This window comes from Streptomyces sp. NPDC031274 (genome assembly GCF_055570235.1).
In genome coordinates, this window is record NZ_JBVIHP010000032.1 from 1 (window position 1) to 17825 (window position 17825).

General features: G+C 70.2%; 15 protein-coding genes. All 15 read right to left on the reverse strand.

Features of this window, described 5'->3' with window-relative positions:
- Nucleotides 1–184 precede the first annotated feature (184 nt).
- Entirely contained in the window at nt 185–1147 is a 963-nt protein-coding gene (locus ACZ5CR_RS37000) for a glycine betaine ABC transporter substrate-binding protein (RefSeq protein WP_468865891.1), read from the reverse strand.
- Between the two features lie 54 nt (nt 1148–1201).
- A complete protein-coding gene (locus ACZ5CR_RS37005) occupies nt 1202–3217 on the reverse strand; it encodes an ABC transporter permease (protein ID WP_468865893.1) in 2016 nt (671 codons plus the stop codon).
- A complete protein-coding gene (locus ACZ5CR_RS37010) occupies nt 3214–4308 on the reverse strand; it encodes a quaternary amine ABC transporter ATP-binding protein (RefSeq protein ID WP_468865895.1) in 1095 nt (364 codons plus the stop codon). Before ACZ5CR_RS37010 ends, ACZ5CR_RS37005 begins: the two co-directional genes overlap by 4 nt.
- Entirely contained in the window at nt 4305–5843 is a 1539-nt protein-coding gene (locus ACZ5CR_RS37015; RefSeq protein ID WP_468865898.1) for a GMC family oxidoreductase, read from the reverse strand. The genes ACZ5CR_RS37010 and ACZ5CR_RS37015 overlap by 4 nt, the downstream gene beginning before the upstream one ends.
- A gap of 137 nt (nt 5844–5980) precedes the next feature.
- Nucleotides 5981–7510 (reverse strand): aldehyde dehydrogenase family protein, encoded by a 1530-nt coding sequence (locus ACZ5CR_RS37020; RefSeq protein ID WP_468865900.1) that lies wholly within the window; start codon nt 7508–7510, stop codon nt 5981–5983.
- Nucleotides 7511–7655: 145 nt separating this feature from the next.
- Nucleotides 7656–8264 (reverse strand): hypothetical protein, encoded by a 609-nt coding sequence (locus tag ACZ5CR_RS37025; protein WP_468865902.1) that lies wholly within the window; start codon nt 8262–8264, stop codon nt 7656–7658.
- The gene (locus ACZ5CR_RS37030; RefSeq protein ID WP_389904188.1) at nt 8261–8509 is read right to left on the reverse strand and encodes a helix-turn-helix transcriptional regulator; all 249 of its coding nucleotides are present in this window, start codon (nt 8507–8509) and stop codon (nt 8261–8263) included. The genes ACZ5CR_RS37025 and ACZ5CR_RS37030 overlap by 4 nt, the downstream gene beginning before the upstream one ends.
- Nucleotides 8510–8616: 107 nt before the next feature.
- Nucleotides 8617–9387, reverse strand: coding sequence for a hypothetical protein (locus ACZ5CR_RS37035; protein WP_468865904.1), 771 nt, complete (start codon nt 9385–9387; stop codon nt 8617–8619).
- Nucleotides 9388–9397: 10 nt separating this feature from the next.
- Nucleotides 9398–9802, reverse strand: coding sequence for a hypothetical protein (locus ACZ5CR_RS37040; RefSeq protein ID WP_468865905.1), 405 nt, complete (start codon nt 9800–9802; stop codon nt 9398–9400).
- Complete coding sequence (locus ACZ5CR_RS37045; protein WP_468865907.1) at nt 9799–11637, reverse strand: hypothetical protein; 1839 nt, start codon at nt 11635–11637, stop codon at nt 9799–9801. Before ACZ5CR_RS37045 ends, ACZ5CR_RS37040 begins: the two co-directional genes overlap by 4 nt.
- 189 nt (nt 11638–11826) lie before the next feature.
- Entirely contained in the window at nt 11827–12816 is a 990-nt protein-coding gene (locus ACZ5CR_RS37050) for a malate dehydrogenase (protein ID WP_468865909.1), read from the reverse strand.
- Nucleotides 12817–13444: 628 nt separating this feature from the next.
- The gene (locus tag ACZ5CR_RS37055; protein ID WP_468865910.1) at nt 13445–14569 is read right to left on the reverse strand and encodes an XRE family transcriptional regulator; all 1125 of its coding nucleotides are present in this window, start codon (nt 14567–14569) and stop codon (nt 13445–13447) included.
- A gap of 613 nt (nt 14570–15182) precedes the next feature.
- Nucleotides 15183–15890: a response regulator gene (locus tag ACZ5CR_RS37060; protein ID WP_468865912.1), complete on the reverse strand. Its 708-nt coding sequence runs from the start codon at nt 15888–15890 to the stop codon at nt 15183–15185.
- 1 nt (nt 15891) lies between these two features.
- Nucleotides 15892–17046 carry a sensor histidine kinase gene (locus ACZ5CR_RS37065; protein WP_468865914.1) on the reverse strand — a complete coding sequence of 385 codons (1155 nt, stop codon included), beginning with the start codon at nt 17044–17046 and terminating at the stop codon, nt 15892–15894.
- A 228-nt stretch (nt 17047–17274) separates the two neighbouring features.
- Nucleotides 17275–17814, reverse strand: a complete 540-nt coding sequence (locus ACZ5CR_RS37070) for a DUF3017 domain-containing protein (RefSeq protein ID WP_468865916.1) — start codon at nt 17812–17814, stop codon at nt 17275–17277.
- Between the last annotated feature and the right edge of the window lie 11 nt (nt 17815–17825).

Below are 17825 nucleotides of genomic sequence, written 5' to 3' on the forward strand. Positions count from 1 at the left end.
CCCCCCCCCCCCCCCCCCCCCCCCCCCCCCCCCCCCCCCCCCCCCCCCCCCCCCCCCCCCCCCCCCCCCCCCCCCCCCCCCCCCCCCCCCCCGCCACACTGACGCGTTCAGCTGTTCAGCTGTTCGGCCTTTCAACCGTTCAGCCGTTCAGCCGCCGTTCAGTCACTGACTGGATTCAGCGACGTCACTTCTTCGGGATCCACTTCTCCCACGTCGCCTTGTTGTCCTTGATCCACTTCTGGGCCGCGGCCTCGCCGGACATCTTGTCCTTGGCGATCGACTTGGCGACCTCGTTCTGCTGGTCGGTCGTCCACTTGAAGTTCTTCAGGAACTCCGCGGCCTTGCCGCCGTCCTTGGCGAAGTCGGCGTTGAAGTACTTCTGCAGCGGGGTGTTGGCGTAGCCGCAATCGGTCTTGGCCTCGGGCTCGTTGCAGCCCTCCTTGAACGGCGGCAGCTTCACCTCGACCAGGTCCATGTCGGCGTTGGCCCACAGGGGCTCCCACCAGTAGCTGATGAAGGGCTCCTTGGCGGCGTACTTGCGCTGGATCTCCTTGATCTGCGCGGCCTCGTTGCCGGTGTCCTTGATCTTGTAGTTCAGCTTGAGGTTCTTGATCAGGAACTCGTCGTACGTGGTGTACGAGGGAGCCGCGCCGATGAACTCGCCCTTGCCGCCACTGCGGTTGCTCTTGAAGTCCTTGGCGAACTTGTTGAGGTTCTTGTAGTCGAGAATCTCGGGGTGCTTGTCCGCGTAGTACTTCGGCACGTACCAGCCGATGTGGCCGGTGACGCCCAGGTCGCCGCCCTTGACGACCGTCTTCTTCTGGTCGATGTAGAGCTTCTGCTTCTTGGGCTGGCCGTCCCAGTCCTCCAGGATCGCGTCGGCCTTGCCGTTGTTCAGCGCGTCCCAGGCGATCGGCTCGTCGAGCTGCTGCAGGTTGACCTTCTTGACGCCGACCTCGTCCTCGAGGAGCGCCTTGGCGACCTCGGCGTTGGCGCGTGCGCCGACCCAGGACGGCACGGTGAGGGTGACCTCGTCGGAGCTGCCCGAGGACTTGGTGTCGGCGGCGCCGCAGGCGCTGAGCGCCACCATGGACGCGGCGCCGAGACCGGCGATGAGGGCGGTTCGTATCCGCTTGCTGTAGTTCACGTGATTGTTCCCTTACGTAGCAGGAGAGCGGGATTCCGGAGGGCGGACCGTACGTCAGCGCAGGGCGCGTTCCTTGACGTCGGCGCCGGGCTGGGAGATGCGGTCGAGGAGCAGACCGAGGCAGACGATCGCGATACCGGCCGTCATGCCGAGCCCGAGGTCGCCCTTGGTGAGGCCCTTGATCACGTCGACGCCGAGCGCGCCGCCGCCGATCATTCCGCCGATGACGACCATGGAGAGGACAAGGACGACGCCCTGGTTGAGGGCGACGAGCAGCGCGGGGCGGGCCAGTGGCAGCTGGACCTGCCAGAGCTGCTGGCCGGTGGACGCGCCGAGCGAGCGGGACGCCTCCAGGGCCGAGGGGTCGATCTGGCGGATGCCCTGGGCGGTGATGCGGATGACGGCGGGCAGCGCGTAGATGATCGAGGCCACCGCGGCGGCCGACGGGTTGGAGCCGAACAGCGCGATCATCGGGATGAGATAGATGAACGCCGGCAGGGTCTGCATGGTGTCGAGCACCGGCCGGATGGCCCGCTCCACCCAGCCCACCCGGGCCGCGAGCACTCCGATGGCGAAGCCCAGGATCAGAGTGACCACCAGGGCGGCGATGACCTGCGAGAGCGTGTCCATGGAGCGGTTCCACAGGCCCATCACACCGATCGCGGCGAGCGCGAGCACGACGGTGACCGCCGCACGCCAGCGTCCCGCGAGATAGGCGAGGACACCGGAGACCAGGAGCACCGCCCACCACGGGGTGGCGAGCAGGGCGTCGAACATCGGGTTGATGCCCCAGCGGATGAACCCGTTCGCCCAGGTGAGGGTGCCGCCGATGACCGGTATGCCGGAGCCGAGCTCGCGCTCGATCCAGCCGACGGCCTCGTTGATCGGCTGGGAGATGGAGACGACCCAGTTCTCCGGCCACTCCGTACGGCCGAGCGCCTGGCCGAGTACGGCGGCGCCCGCGATCACGGCGGCCATGACGGCCCACACGACGCGTGTCGCGAAGGCGCCGCGCGCGGGCGCCGAGTCGTCGATCCGCTCACCGAACGCCGCGGTCGTACGGTCGAGCCAGATGGCGATCAGCACGATCGCGACACCGGCCGGCACCGCGAGGCCCACGTCGAGGGTGGAGATCGCCTGGAAGATCGGGTCGCCGAGACCGCCGGCGCCGACCACCGTGGCGAGCACGACCATCGAAAGACACATCATGATCGTCTGGTTGAGGCCGAGCAGCATCGGCTTGCGGGCCAGCGGGAGGCGGGCCGTCCACAGCCTCTGCCAGGCGCTTGCGCCGAGCGACTGGGAGGCCTCCAGGGCGGCGGCGTCGGCGCCGCGCAGGCCGAGCGAGGTGAGCCGGGCCATCGGCGGGGCGGCGTAGATGACGGTCGCCATGAAGACGGCCGGGGTGCCGACGTCGAACATCAACACGAAGGGCAGCAGATAGGAGAAGGCCGGAAGCACCTGCATGGTGTCGAAGACCGGCCGCAGGATGCGCTCGGCGCGGTCCGAGAGCCCGGCCGCGAGGCCGAGCAGCACACCGACCAGACCCGCGACGGCCACACAGACGACCATCAGGGCGAGGGTCTCCATCGCCTCTTCCCAGACGCCGAGCAGGCCGATCACGGCGAAGGTGCCGAAGGCGATGCCCGCGAGGGACAGCGAGCGGCGGCGCAGTCCCGCCCCGCCCGCGTACCAGGAGATGAGCACGGCGGCGGCGATCACGCCGAGGAAGCCGAGGGCTTCAAGACCGCTGAGCACACCGTCCACCGAGGACTGCGCGGTGTTGCTGATGTGCAGCAGGAAGTACAGGAAGATCGGGCTGGTGTCGCGGTTCTCCGCCATCCACGTGTTGACGTCGTCGAGCGGCGAACGCACGTCGAAGGTCAGATCGGATGGCCAGACGCCGTTGGCGGTGACGGCCGCCGAGACGACCGCGACAAGCAGGGCGCACAGCAGCACGACGGCCTTGGGGTTCCGCACGAGCCTGGCGAGCGGCCCGGGGTCAGCGGAAGGACCCGGCGGGGAGACGCCGTCCTTCTTTTCGAGGACGGAAGTCGGGGCGGCACTCATACCGCTGCCACCTCCTTGTCCTGGGGGTCACTGTCGAGACCCGCGACGACGGCGAGCAGCTGCTCGTGGTCGACGATGCCGATGGTGCGGCCGCCGTCCACGACGCGGCAGTGCTCGCCGCTGCGCGCGACGGCCTCGATCGCGTCGACGACCAGCGTGTCCGGGCCGATCGCGGCACCGGACTCGGCCTCGTCGCCCACGGCGGGGCGCATGGCACGGCGTACGGAGATGACCTGCTCGCGCGACACGTCCTGGACGAAGTCGCGGACGTAGTCGTCGGCCGGGTTGGCGACGATCTCCTCGGGAGTGCCGAGCTGCACGATGGCGCCGTCCCGCATCAGCATGATGCGGTCGCCCAGGCGCAGCGCCTCGCTCAGGTCGTGGGTGATGAAGACCATCGTGCGGCCCTCTTCACGGTGCAGGCGGATGACCTCTTCCTGCATGTCCCGCCTGATCAGCGGGTCGAGTGCGCTGAACGGCTCGTCGAAGAGCAGCACTTCGGGGTCGACGGCGAGGGCGCGGGCCAGGCCCACGCGCTGCTGCTGGCCGCCGGAGAGCTGCGTGGGACGGCGGTCCTCCAGGCCTTCGAGGCCGACCTTGGCGACGACCTCCATGGCCTTGGCCCGGCGCTCGGCCTTGCCCACGCCCTGGATCTCCAGGCCGTAGGCGACGTTGTCGAGGACCGAGCGGTGCGGAAGGAGGCCGAAGTTCTGGAAGACCATCGCGGCCTTGTGGCGGCGCAGTTCACGCAGCTGGTTCTTGTCCATGGCGAGCACGTCCTGGCCGTCCATGGCTATGGAGCCGCTGGTCGGCTCGATGAGCCGGGTCAGGGTCCGCACCAGCGTGGACTTGCCCGATCCTGAGAGGCCCATGACAACAAAGACCTCGCCGCGCTGGACGTCGAAGCTGACGTCCCGCACGGCGGCCGTGCAGCCGGTGCGCTCGCGCAGTTCGGACGGGGAAAGGCTCGCGTACTCCTCGTTGCCCGGGATGCTCTGGGCCTTGGGGCCGAAGACCTTCCACAGGTCCCGGACGACGAACACGGGCGCCGCGGGCTCGGGGGCAGGTGTCTTGTCAGTGGTGGTGGTCATCGGACATCACTCCCGGTCAACAGTTCCGCGCACTTTTCCCCGACCATCAGCACTCCGATCATCGGGTTCACGGCAGGCATCGTCGGGAAGACGGATGCGTCCGCGATTCGGATCCCCTCAAGGCCCCGGATCCTCAGCTCCGGGTCGACTACGGCAAGTTCATCGGTGGAAGCACCCATTCGGCAGGTTCCCGCCGGGTGGTACACGGTGTGGGCGGCCTTACGCACCAGCTCGCTGATCTCGGCGTCGTCGGTGACGTCGGGACCAGGGAAGACCTCACGCTTGAGCCACTTGGCGAAGGGCTCGGCCTGTGCGACCTTGCGGGCCAGTTTGATGCCGTCGACGAGAGTCTGCCCGTCGTAGTCACTTTCGTCCTCGAAGTACTTGAAGTCGAGAGCAGGCTTTACTTCTGGGTCGTCCGATGTCAGATAGATACGTCCCCGTGCCCGAGACTTTGTGATGTTCGGCGTCATCGAGACACCGTGCTCCGGGCGTTCGTAGCCCAGGCGCTCCGGATTGTCCGTGAACGGGATCTGGTAGAAGTGGAACATCAGGTCCGGGCCCTTGTGGTCCGGGTCCCGCTTCACGAACAGGCCCGCGTCGGAGTCCATCGCGGAGTTGCCGGGGATCGGCCCGTTGGTCTCCCAGACGATGACCGACTCGGGGTGGTCGATGAGGTTCTCGCCGACGCCCGGCAGGTCGTGCACGACGGGGATGCCGAGTGCTTCGAGATCCCCCGCGGGGCCGATGCCGGAGTGCAGGAGCAGACGCGGGGTGTCGACGGCGCCCGCGCAGACCAGCACCTCGCGGCGGGCGGTGAGCAGGTGCTCCGCGCCGTCCTTCGCACGGATGTGGACGCCGCGCGCGGTCGTGCCGTCGAACTCCAGCTTCGTGGCCCAGGTCTCCAAAAAGAGGCGGAGGTTGGGGCGGTCACCGGCCTCCATGTGGGGGTGGAGGTAGGCGACGGACGCGGAGGAGCGCTTGTTGTTCTCCGGGTGGTACGAGAGGTCGAAGAAGCCGACGCCCTCGTCGAAGGGCTTGTCGTTGAAGCCGATGACCTCGGGGACGCCGAGTGCGCTCTGCGCCGCCTCGACCCAGTCCGTGGCGATCTGGTTCTGGTCCTTCTTGGCGACGCGCACGACGTTGTTGCGCAGCTTGCCGAAGTAGGGGTCCATCGCGGCGGCGCCCCAGCCGGTGGCGCCCGCCTCTTCCCACTCGTCCCAGTCGGACGGCAGCGGCTTGAACGAGATCAGGGTGTTGTGCGACGAACAGCCGCCGAGGACCTTGGCCCGGCTGTGCAGGATGTGCGAGTTGCCGCGCGGCTGCTCGGTGGTCGTGTAGCCGTAGTCGAGTTCGCCGCCGAGGAGGCCGAGCCATCGGCGCAGCGTGAGGACGTCCTCGCGGTCGATGTCGCTCGGGCCGCCCTCGATGACGGCGACGGTGACGTCCGGGTCCTCGGTGAGGCGGGACGCGATCACCGAACCTGCGGTGCCGCCGCCGACGATGACGTAGTCGTACTCGGTGGTCTCAGCCATGCGTGCTGCTCCTCTTCCTGCGAGGTGTGGTGCAAGGTGCTCGCGCTTATTGAGCGGGGAGTGCTCGGACGTTCGGACATGCATACGTGCGCGGGGGCGGGACTGCCGCCCCCGCGCACGCCTCTACGAGTCGGGCCTCAGCCCGCGAACCAGCGGACGGGCTGCGGTGCGAGGTTCTGGTAGATGTGCTTGGACTCGCGGTACTCGGCGAGCCCGGCGGGTCCGAGCTCGCGCCCGACGCCGCTCTTGCCGAAGCCGCCCCACTCCGCCTGCGGCAGGTAGGGGTGGAAGTCGTTGATCCAGATCGTGCCGTGGCGCAGGCGCCGCGCCATGCGGCGGCCCAGACCGGCGTCGTTGGTCCAGACGGCGCCCGCGAGACCGTACTCGGTGTCATTGGCCAGCGTGACGGCTTCGTCCTCGGTGCGGAAGGTCTCGACGGTCAGGACCGGGCCGAAGACCTCTTCGCGTACGACGCGCATCTCGCGGTGGCACTGATCGAGCACGGTCGGCTCGTAGAAGTAGCCGGTCGCGGGGCGGACTTCGCTGGGCTCGGGGCGCTTGCCGCCGGAGCGCAGGACCGCGCCCTCCTCCAGTGCGGAGGCGACGTACGACTCGGTCTTCTCACGCTGCTGCTGCGAGACGAGCGGGCCGCACTCGACGCCGTCCTCGGTGCCGCGGCCGAGCTTGATGCGGCTCGCGCGGCGGGCGAGTTCGGCGACGAAGCGCTCGCGCACCGACTCCTCGATGATGAGGCGGCCACCGGCGGAGCAGACCTGCCCGCTGTGGATGAAGGCGGCGTTCAGCGCCTGGTCGACGGCGGTGTCGAAGCCCTCTTCGGTGGCGCAGGCGTCGGCGAAGACGACGTTCGGGTTCTTGCCGCCGAGCTCCAGGGCGACCTTCTTGACGCCGAGGGCCGCGGCCTGCGCGACCTTGGTGCCGGAGACGAGGCCGCCGGTGAAGGAGACCAGGTCGACGTCGGGGTGGTCGGACAGGCGGGCGCCGACGGTGTGGCCGGGACCGGTCACGATGTTCGCGACACCGGCCGGGAGGCCCGCCTCGACGAGCAGCTCGATCAGCGCGACCGTCGTCAGCGGAGTGACCTCACTCGGCTTGATGACGAAGGTGTTGCCCGCGGCGAGCGCGGGGGCGATCTTCCAGCTGGCCTGCAGGAGCGGGTAGTTCCAGGGCGTGATCATCGTGCAGACGCCGACCGGCTCGTGCACGACGACGCTGTGGATGTCGTCGGACCCCGCGTCGACCACACGGCCCGCGCCCTCGCCGATCACCAGGTCGGCGAAGTACCGGAAGGCGTCGGCGACGCAGTCGACGTCGACGCGGCCCTCTTCGACGGTCTTGCCGGCGTCGCGGCTCTCCAGGAGCCCGATCTTCTCCCGGTCGCGTACGAGGAGGTCCGCCACGCGGCGCAGCAGCGCGGCGCGTTCGGCGACGGGCGTGGCCGGCCACGGTCCGTGGTCGAACGCCTCACGTGCGGCGGCGATGGCCGCGTCGGTGTCCTCGGTGCCGCCCTCGGCGATCAGTGCGAACGGCTTGGCATCCGCCGGGTCGAGGATCTCGCGCGTGGCGCCGGAGAGGGCGTTTCGCCACTCTCCGCCCACATGGATGGTCTGTTGTGCGGACACGTCCCGTTTGCCTTCCGTTCCTGTCATTCGCCCCGCCTGTCACTCGCGGTAGCCGGGTCCACCTGCCCTGAGGGGGAGGAACCATGCGCATTACATAACCGAAAGTGCTCTGTGTCACTGCGCGTGCGGGCACTTGGAGCGAAAGGAACGTAGATGGAAGGTTTTGTGCGCCCTACCTGTCGACCCCGTCGAGACCGAGGCCGCGATCACGGTCGCGGTCGATGTCGCGGCCTCGGTCGACGTCGAGATCGAGGTCCGCGGGCTCGTCCCGCACGGCGAGCCCCGCCACCCACAGCGGCATCAGCCAGTGCACGACGAACGCGGTGAAGAGCACGGGGAAGAGCAGCTCCTGCGTGTCCCATTCCTGGTTCGCCGCGATCCCCGCGCCGACGACGGCGGCGAGGAGCAGCCACAGCATGATCTGACGGGCGCGCGCAGCGACACGGAACCTCTCCGCCCGCTGCCGCTCGTCGAGGGCGCGTTCGCGCAGTTCGAGGAGGCCGCGCGTGGAGGCGTTGATGACACCGGTGGCCACACACCACGGCAGGACGAGCACGAGCATCGCCCACATCGCCCAGCGCTGATGGCCGACGACCGTGAGGAGCCAGGCCGCGACACTCGCCACGGTCAGGGCGATGTGGGCGCCGACCGCTATCCGCCTGCGCGTGGCCGTGGCGTACATCGGCGCTCCCTCGCGCCGGTTCATGATCGCGAGCATCCGCCGGTCGTACCCGGTCATCTCCCGCGCCCGCGCCTCCCGCACCCGCTGGTGGTCCGTCATCCCTGACTCCTCCCGTAGACCTCGTCCGTGAGCGGGCGGAACGGCTCCAGGGAGAACAGCGCCTCCACCGGCAGCCCGAAGAACTCCGCGATCTTCAACGCCAGGTCGAGGCTCGGGTTGTACTGCCCGCGCTCGATGTAGCCGATGGTCTGGTAGTGGACCCCCACCGCCTCGGCAAGGCTCTGGCGCGACACCTTTCGCTCCGCGCGCACCATCGCCAACCTGTTGTGCACCTGCTCGCTCATGTATAAGAAGTACTACATCGGTGAGCATGTACGCAACGGGCAGCGGGTCGAGGTCAGTTCAGTCGGAGTCAGTTCAGTCGGAGCCCGGCAGTTCAGTCGAAGCCAGTTCAGTCGGAGCCCGGCGCGGGGCAGGTCTCGCCCGGAGGGCAGAACCACGCCAGGGCGGTCGACATGAACTTCTCCTCGTCGTCCCTGCCGTCCAGTTCGGAGCCGTACACCGCGAGGGCGTAGAGATTGCCGTCCACCGCCTGGAAGCGATGGTCGATGACGTGCCACCCGCCGATGTCCGGCTCATCCTTGAACCGGTCGGCCACGTAGTCGAGCTGGGCGGCGGGGCGGCCGTCGTCGTCCGTGCGCTCCAGCGGGGCGAGCTGGTCGAAGCCGCCGGGCATCGGCGTCTCGTCGAGCCAGGTCCGCAGCGATGCGTAGGGCGAAGCCTCCCCCACCCTGTACACCTGTAGCCGCCGGTCCCCCTCCGGGCTGCGGTAGTTGACTACGTTGTAGCCCTCACCCGGCGAGATCACGTCACGGACCCAGCCCCGCGGGACGGCGAGGCGGTAGCCCTCCGCGTCGTTCACCTCCTCATACGGGGCGGGCGGTACGCCCGCGGGCGAGGGCGCCGCGGTGTCGCCGCCCTCGGCGTCCACGTCCGCGCCGCGCGCGGGCTGATCGAGCACCGTGAGGTACCCCGTCGGCCGCGGTTCGTCCTTCCAGCCGAGCGCCCAGGCGCCGAAGACCAGGCCGCACACCGCGAGGAGCGTCACGGCACCGCGCTGCGCCTTGCCCTGGCGCACCGCGTCCCGGTCGTGCAGCTCGGCGATCCGCCGCTCCTGCTCATGGCCGACCCACTCCTGGCGGTCGTCGTCGAAGATCAGCACCGCTCGTCACTCAGCCCGTGATCTGGACGATCGCCTGGAGTACGGCCGTCACGGACGCGGCTGTCGCGGCGGCCGCGCCGTACTGCTCCAGGCGGGTACGGAGCCTGCCGAGCAGGCGGCTGTCACCGTGGCCCGCGCGGCTGATCTCCCCCTCCAGCTCGCCCAGTTCGGCGTCGAGCGCCGCGTCGTCGGCCGTGCGCCCGGCCGCCCGGCCCAGCTCGCCGCGGAGCGCCCGGACCTGCGTGAGCAGGTGCTGCTGCCTCGGATCGGACACCACCACCGTGTGGTTGGTGGACTCGGCCTTGCCGTGCGCGCCGAAGGCCTGCGAGCCGCCGGTGATCGAACCGATCTGGACGTGCGCACCGCCGCCGTCGCCGCCGCCGTTGTCCCCGCCGCCCTTGTCCCCGTCGCTCATGCCGTGCTCCTCTCGCTGTGCGTGGCCTGGCCGTGGGAGCCGGTGGCGAGTGCGCCGCCGGACATCTCCGAGATGTAGACCCCGCTGTTGTTGATCTGCGTGATGTTCTGTTCGAGGCGGTCCGTGCGGAAACCGCCGGCCCGCAGCGCGTCACGGACGCCCTCACCGATGCGGTCCTGGAGGGTGCGGGTGTAGCGGGCGACGTCCATCTCCTGGAAGAGCGAGAGGTCGTCGGTGCTCGCCAGTTGGCGCAGCGAGACCAGCGGGGCGTCCGGCGGCGCCTGCACGGGGCGGTCGAGCCCGAGGCGCGAGCACAGGGACCGCAGGAGCAGCGCGGCGGGCGGCGCGGGGGTCTTCACGCCTTCAGACGTGGCGTCGGGCTGGACCAGCCACAGCCGGAACGAGGGAATGAGGGAGGGCAGTGCGCGCAGGGCCGCTATGCCGATCGCCACGCCGACAGCGGGGCCGTCGACGCAGGCGCGCAGGGCGTCGTGGACCGGGCCCTCCGGCTCGCGGGCCACGATCGTGTCGACCTCCCGGAACTCGGGGACGATCGGCCCGAGCACGTGCGGCACCACTTCGAGGACCAGCATGCCGCCCTGGGTGTGCACCCTGACCAGGAGCGATACGACGACCTGTTCGTTCCAGGCGCCGACCCGGATCCGCAGGAAGTGGCGGCGCGCCTCGCCGCCCTCGCCCGCCGCCCGTTCGAGATGCCGGGCGGCCTGCCCGGCGTCGTAGGGCCCCGCGGTCTCGTACCCCTGTCCGGTGTAGAGCTGCTCGTCGCGGCCCGCGCCCGCGGGAAGGTAGACGAACTCCTCGATCTCCAGTTCACGAAGCCGGTCCACGCTGGTGGCGGCGGCGGACCGGCGCAGGTCCTTCAGGCGTGGCTCGATCATCTTGATGACCTCGCGCGCGGCCAGCGTCTCGTACACGCGCTGGGACGGCACCACGCCGATCCCGCCGTCCTTCTCCTTCTCGGCGCGCCGCAGTTCGAGCACGACCGACCACGGCTTGCGGGGCTTTCCGGCGCCGACGAAGGGGCGGTTGGCGTCGTAGAGGGTCACCGGTGCGTTCTGCTCGCGGCGGATGCACTCGACGATGCGCGAGAACCGCGGGGGGATCCCGGGCTGTTCGGTCTCGGCGAAGGCCTGCCGGGCGAGGTACGTGCGCAGGATCCGCTTGCTCAGGAACTGATGGCGCCAGACCACGGCCGCGATGAGCAGCGGGAAGATCACCGGGTACGGGGTTTCCTTGATCACGGCGAGCGCGGAGAAGCCGTACGCGGCGGCGCACCACCACACGAACACGGTCACCAGCCAGCCGATCTTGCGCCGCAGCCAGGCCAGCGGCGCCGGAAGCTCCATCCGCCGCAGTGTCCCGCCGTCCGCGCCCCGGCCCGAGACGACCCGGCCCAGCCAGAGGAGCAGGACCACAGCGGCGTACGCGATCGCCCAGCCGCCCGGCAGGAGGGCGCCGATCACGCCCGGCGGGCCCGCGTCGACGACGCCGTGCGGGTCGAGGGCGAGCAGCGCCAGGTCCGCACCGGATACGCCTGAATCGCCGCCCCTGGCGTCTTCGAGGGCGTCCCACACCATCACCGCGTCGGCGACGAGGAACCCGATCCACACGGCGGCGAGGAGCAGCGCGGTGAACAGTTCCTCGCGCCGGGCGCGCAGGGCGTGCGCGAGCACCGGGAGCACATCGGCACCGAGCGGCGGCGCCACGGGGCGCTCCGCGTGGCCGACGAGTTCTGAGACGACCTTCCTGCGAAACACCGCGTCCAGGTGGACGCCCGCGCACAGCAGTCTGGTGGCCTCGGTATTACCTGCCATGGCCAACTCCGTCAGGATAAAGCGGAATTGGAGAGTAACGGAGCGTGTACCGCCTGACCACAGAACGCTGATTTTGCCCCTCGTGCAAGCGAATGAACGCACCTCGCCCCCGGCTGCCGATCGAGTGGCTGCCGGGGGCGAGAGGGCGTACTGGAGGGGCGTACCGAGGGGCCGCGCCAAGGGGTCGTACTAGATGAGGCCGAGGCCGCGGACCGCCTCGCGCTCCTCGGTGAGCTCCTGCACGGACGCGTCGATGCGGGTGCGCGAGAAGTCGTTGATCTCCAGGCCCTGGACGATCTCGTACTTGCCGTCCTTGGTGGTGACGGGGAAGGAGGAGATGAGGCCCTCCGGAACGCCGTACGAGCCGTCCGACGGGATACCCATGGAGGTCCAGTCACCGGCGGCCGTGCCGTTCACCCACGTGTGGACGTGGTCGATGGCGGCGTTGGCGGCGGAGGCGGCCGAGGACGCGCCACGGGCCTCGATGATCGCCGCGCCGCGCTTGGCGACGGTCGGGATGAAGTCGTCGGCGAGCCAGGCCTGGTCGCTCACGACGTCAGCGGCGTTCTTGCCGGCGATCTCCGCGTGGAAGATGTCGGGGTACTGGGTGGCCGAGTGGTTGCCCCAGATGGTGAGGCGCTTGATGTCGGAGACCGGGGCGCCGGTCTTCTTCGACAGCTGCGAGAGCGCGCGGTTGTGGTCGAGGCGGGTCATCGCGGTGAAACGCTCGGCCGGTACGTCCGGGGCGGCGGCCTGCGCGATGAGCGCGTTGGTGTTGGCCGGGTTGCCCACGACGAGGACCTTGATGTCGTCCGCGGCGTTGTCGTTGATCGCCTTGCCCTGCGGCTTGAAGATGCCGCCGTTGGCGGAGAGCAGGTCGCCGCGCTCCATGCCCTTGGTGCGGGGGCGGGCGCCGACGAGGAGGGCGACGTTGGTGCCGGAGAAGGCGACGTTCGGGTCGTCGCTGATCTCGATCGAGTTCAGCAGCGGGAAGGCACAGTCGTCGAGCTCCATGGCGGTGCCCTCGGCGGCCTTCAGGGCCGGAGTGATCTCCAGGAGCCGAAGGTTGACCGGCACGTCCGCGCCGAGCAGGTGGCCGGAGGCGATGCGGAAGAGCAGCGCGTAGCCGATCTGGCCGGCCGCGCCGGTGACGGTGACATTCACGGGAGTGCGGGTCATGGCGATCTCCGTAAGACAGCTGGCGGTGGGGGTCCCTGCCCCTTGTGCTGGATCCCCTGCCGACGCCCTCGTCGATCGCCTCTCGATGATCGATCTCTTGGCATCAAGAGAGATCCGCCGTCAGGCTATCGCGCCCCGCCGACCCCCGAACCCCGGGAGGGTGTGGCCCACCCCACAGACGTGATCCGGCCACCCCACAGAGATCGTCCGAGCGCCCTGTTCGGGCCCCACAAAAATTCAACGAAAAAGAAACGCATGGCTCCCGAACGCGAGGGCACATGGAGCAGTACCCCCACGGGAGTGGTCACACCCCCGGGCGGCCACCACGCTCCCCCCCTGTGGTGGCCGCCATCTCCCGCGGCGCGGCCACCACGCTCCCCCCCCTGTGGTGGCCGCCATCTGTCGCGGCGCGGCCACCACATTCCCCCCTGTGGTGGCCGCCATGTGCCGCGTTGCGGCCACCACATTTCCCCCCTGTGGTGGCCGCAATGTTGTGCGCTGCGGCCACCTCCGCCTTCTGATGCGGGTGGCGTCGGTCTCGTGCGGCCGGTTCTACTTCGCTCAACCGGTTCTACTCCGTGCAGCCGGTCCCGCTTCGTGCAGCCGGTTCCACTTCGCTCAACCGGTTCTACTTCGTGCAACCGGTCTGACCGGCCTTGAGCGTCGCGCAGGCCTCCGCCGACGCGCCGTCCTTCACCGCCACCATCGGCGTGTACGCGTCGAAGTCCGCGTTCACGGTCCCGTTCTCCTTGGCGGCGCCCTCGCCGGAAATGGTGACCTTGTCGCCCGGCGCGGCCTGCGTGATGCGCGCCCAGGCCGCCCCGCACGTCTTGCTGTAGCGGACCTCGATCAGCGCCTTGCCGACCGTCGCGCGTGTCGTCGTGCTCGCCAACTCGCCGCCGCAGCCCATGCTCTCCGGGTCCTTGCCGGTGCAGCTCTTGCCGGTGCACTCGACGCCCGGGGGCAGGTCCTTGTCGCTCGTGGTCGGCGTCGCCGACGGCTTGGCGCTCTCGTCGCTCTTGTCGTCCTTGCCGAAGTCCGTCAGGAAGACGGCGACGGCTATGACGACGAGCGCGCCGACGACACCCGCGAGGAACATCGTCAGCTTTCTGCGCCGCCGCTGCCGGTCGGGGGAGTCCCCGCCGTCACCCGGCCCGTGCGGACCGGGCTGCGCCGTGACGGCACCCAGGTCGCCCGCGCCCCCGCCCGCGGGTCCGTACGACGGCGTCTGCGGCGGGATCGTGGGCGAGACACCCGCGGGGCCCGCGACTCCGGTGACGCTCCCGCCCGTACGGCCGGAGCGGCCGGGACGGTCGGCGGAATCGACACCGGTACCGACACCGGCGCCCGCGCCCGAGCCCGCGCCGTTGCGCGCCGCGCCGCTGGTCCCCTTGCCGCCCGGCGGGTTCGGCCCCAGCTCTCCGAGCGCGGCCCGCGCCTGGGAGATCCGGATGGCCTGCATGGTCATGTCGTGCCGTGCCTCGGAGCGGCTCCACGCACGCTCGGCGAGTTCCCACATGGTGATGAGGTGAACGGGGTTGGTGCCGGTCACCTCCGCAAGCGCGACGATCGCACCCTTGGGGGCGAGCAGCCGCCCGTTCAGATAGCGCTCCCACGACGTTTTGCTGTACCCGGTGCGGTCCGACACCGCGGCAATGCTCAGACCACTCCGGTCGACGAGCCTGCGCAGCTGACTGGCGAACTCCCTGACCTGCGGGTCGAGCTCATCCGGTAGCGCCTTCCAACGAGGCATTACTCCCCCTATTCCCCCCGTACGTGCCTACTTGCCCCCGCGCGTGGTTCCCCCCGCTCTGCCCATGAGACAGCCCCCGCTGCTCCTGTCATGGGCTACCCAGAGGGATGCCGGAAGCCAGGATGTCAGTTCCCGGACCGGGGGCGCACGGGAGCATTCGGGCCACTGGCGTGCACCGTCGCACTCCTTGCGGTCCAGCGTCCAGTGTCCCACCGCCGTCCCGGCCCACGATGCGGAACCCCAGGTAGCGCACTGGGACGCCCCACCGCGCCCCGATTACACACGTCACCCCTTCTGCGAAGTGCCCCGCGGCAGTCGCAGCAGTTCCACGAAATGCCCTCCACACAGGCGGCCGTCTGTTGCGGGCCGGGAACACCGTGGCGGAATTGTCACCTCCGTGCCACAGGGGCAAGGCAGCCCTTGTATGGGATTAGTAAGGGCACGACGCTGGATCCCGTTGGAACGGCGGCCTCCCCGCCAACTGGCGGCGCTCGTCCTCCCACGGGGGAGAGGACGGGCGCCGTCTTCTTCTCCGCTTCTGGAGACCCGCCGTGTTCAGCTCCGCCTCTGGGGACCCGCCGTGTTCAGCTCCCCTTCTGGGGACCCGCCGTGTTCAGCGACCGCCGCCGCCCGGCGTGACGAGGCCCGTCTCGTACGCCACCACCACCGCCTGCGCCCTGCTGCCCAGGTCCAGTTTGCTCATCGTGCGGTTGAGGTGGGTCTTGACGGTGGCCTCGCTGATGTACAGGTGATCGGCGATGTCCGCGTTGGACAGGCCCGTGGCGATCAGCTTCAGGACCTCGACCTCGCGCAGGGTCAACGCCCGCAGATCGGGCGGCGGTTTGGCCGATCCACCGGGACCGGACCCGGCTCCGGACCCCGTCCCGGTGCCGACCTGCCGGGCGAAGGCCTCGACGAGGCGGCAGGTGACACTGGGCGCGAAGAGCGCGTCGCCGCCGCCGACGGCGGCCACCGCGGCGAGCAGGCGCTCGGGCCCGGAGTCCTTGAGCAGGAAGCCCGACGCTCCGGCCCGCAGCGCCCCGTACACGTACTCGTCGAGATCGAACGTGGTGAGGACCAGGACGCGCGGCGCCGGTTCGGGCGCGTCGGCGAGGATCTTCTCGGTGGCCACGATGCCGCTCATGCCGGGCATGCGGATGTCCATCAGGATCACGTCGGGCCGGGTTGTCGCGGCGAGCGCGACGGCTTCCGCCCCGTCGCCCGCCTCACCGACGACCTCGATGCCGGGCGCGGCACGCAGCAGCCCCACGAGTCCGGCCCGAATGAGGAACTGGTCGTCGACCACGAGCACCCTGGTCATTTTAAGTCGCGTCGTCCCCCTGCGATGCGGCCTGCGCGGAGGTCGGCAGGGTCAGGCGCACGGCGAACCCTCCCTCGCTCAGCGGGCCGATGCTGATCGTCCCGCCGTAGAGCTTGGCCCGCTCCCGCATCCCAATCAACCCGTGGCCGCTCCCTGCGCCCACTCTGTCCGGAACCACCCCCTCTCCGTCATTGGTGACCGAGACCGTCACATGGTGCGGCTGATACCGCAGTTCGACCGCCGCGCCGGCCCCTGGCGCATGCTTCAGTACGTTGGTCAGGGCCTCCTGGACCACGCGGTACGCGCAGAGTTCGACCCCGGGCGCGAGCTGCCGCGGCGTCCCCTCGACGCGCAGGCCCACGGCGACTCCCCCGGCCCGGACCCGCTCGACCATCTCCCCGAGCCGCGCGAGCCCCGGCATCGGAGCGTCGGGCGCGCCGTCGCCCTCCTCCTGTGCGCGCAGCACCCGCAGCATGCGCCGCAGTTCCTCAAGGGCCTCTCCGCTGGTCCCGGAGATGGTGGAGAGAGCGGCGTGGGCGGTCGCCGGATCCGAGGTGAAGACGAACTTCGCGAGACCCGCCTGCACGGAGATCACCGACATGTGGTGGGCGACCACATCATGCAGCTCCCGCGCGATGCGCCCGCGTTCCTCGGCCACCTCGCGCCGCGCCCGCTCGTCCTGCTCGCGCTTGAGCTGCCTGGCCAGTTCGGCGGACCGGCCGGCGACGTACCCGAAACGCCAGATCACCAGGGGGAAGCCGATGGCCTGCGCGACCACGGACGCCATCGCCGCCTCATCGCTCACCACGCCCGCGTAGATCCAGACGGCGCTCATCAGGGCCGCGCAGGGAATGGAGACGCGGGCGGGCCGCAGGGCCGTGACGGTGTAGACGGCGAGCATGGGCGCGAAGGTGTTCACGACGGGCCAGTAGCCGACGGTGACATACGCGGCCCACGCCAGGTGCACCAGGAGCAGGACAGCGAGCGGCGCCCGGGACCGGAACACGATCGGCACGTTGGCGAGCGCCACCAACACATAGCCCCGCACGTCCAGTTCGGGCCATCCCTGCCGCGCCGACTCCTGCCCGAGGAGTACGGCGACCGTGGTCAGGGCGACCGCGATCGACGTGTCGGCGACGAGGGGGCGGATCCGCATCGCGGCAGCGTAGCCCCGTGCGGGCACCGGAACGTCAAACTACGGCGGTACCGCGGAAGTTGCAGGTACCGCGGGCGTACTCCGCCAGAGGTACCCGAACCTCAACCCGGCACGGGACGACTCCCCCGCCCCCGCCGCCGTAACTTCTTGCACCAGCACCACGACGGCGGCCCGCCCTCCCCGGGGGAGAGGACGGGCCGCCTGCCACGTCGTACGCGCCGCCCACCGCTAGGTGGTGATCGTCCGATGCAGGGTCTCGCTCAGGAACGGGATCTGCAGCCAGGGCCCCGGCTGCGCCATCAGCGCGAGCAGCACGATCGCGACGCCGAGGACGCCGTACGTGACCATGTCCGTGAAGCGCGAACGCACCGCGAGCATGCCGACGCTGGGCAGCCCCCACCGCATGACGGCGCCACCGATCAGCGCGACGCCGATCAGTATCGTGCCGATCCGGAACACGTCGAAGGCCGTGAGCAGCAGCCCGAGCCCCACCGTCGAGAGCACGCTGAGCAGCGGCCACTGGCGGGCGGGGGCGGGGGCGTCACCTGCCGCGGCCCGGCCGCCGCCCTCGGGACGCGCGGTGTCCCGGGTCAGCAGAGGAAAGCGCCGCGTGGTCTTCTTCGGCCCGTCGGGGCCGGGGGCGCTGACGTGGCCCTTGGCCTCGGTGTCCGCCACGGCCACGGCGTCCTCCCCGGCATCCGTGACGTCGACGTCGGCGTCGACGTCGACGTCGGCCCGCGATGCCTCCTGCTCAGGTTCTGCGCTCATGGGCTCACCCT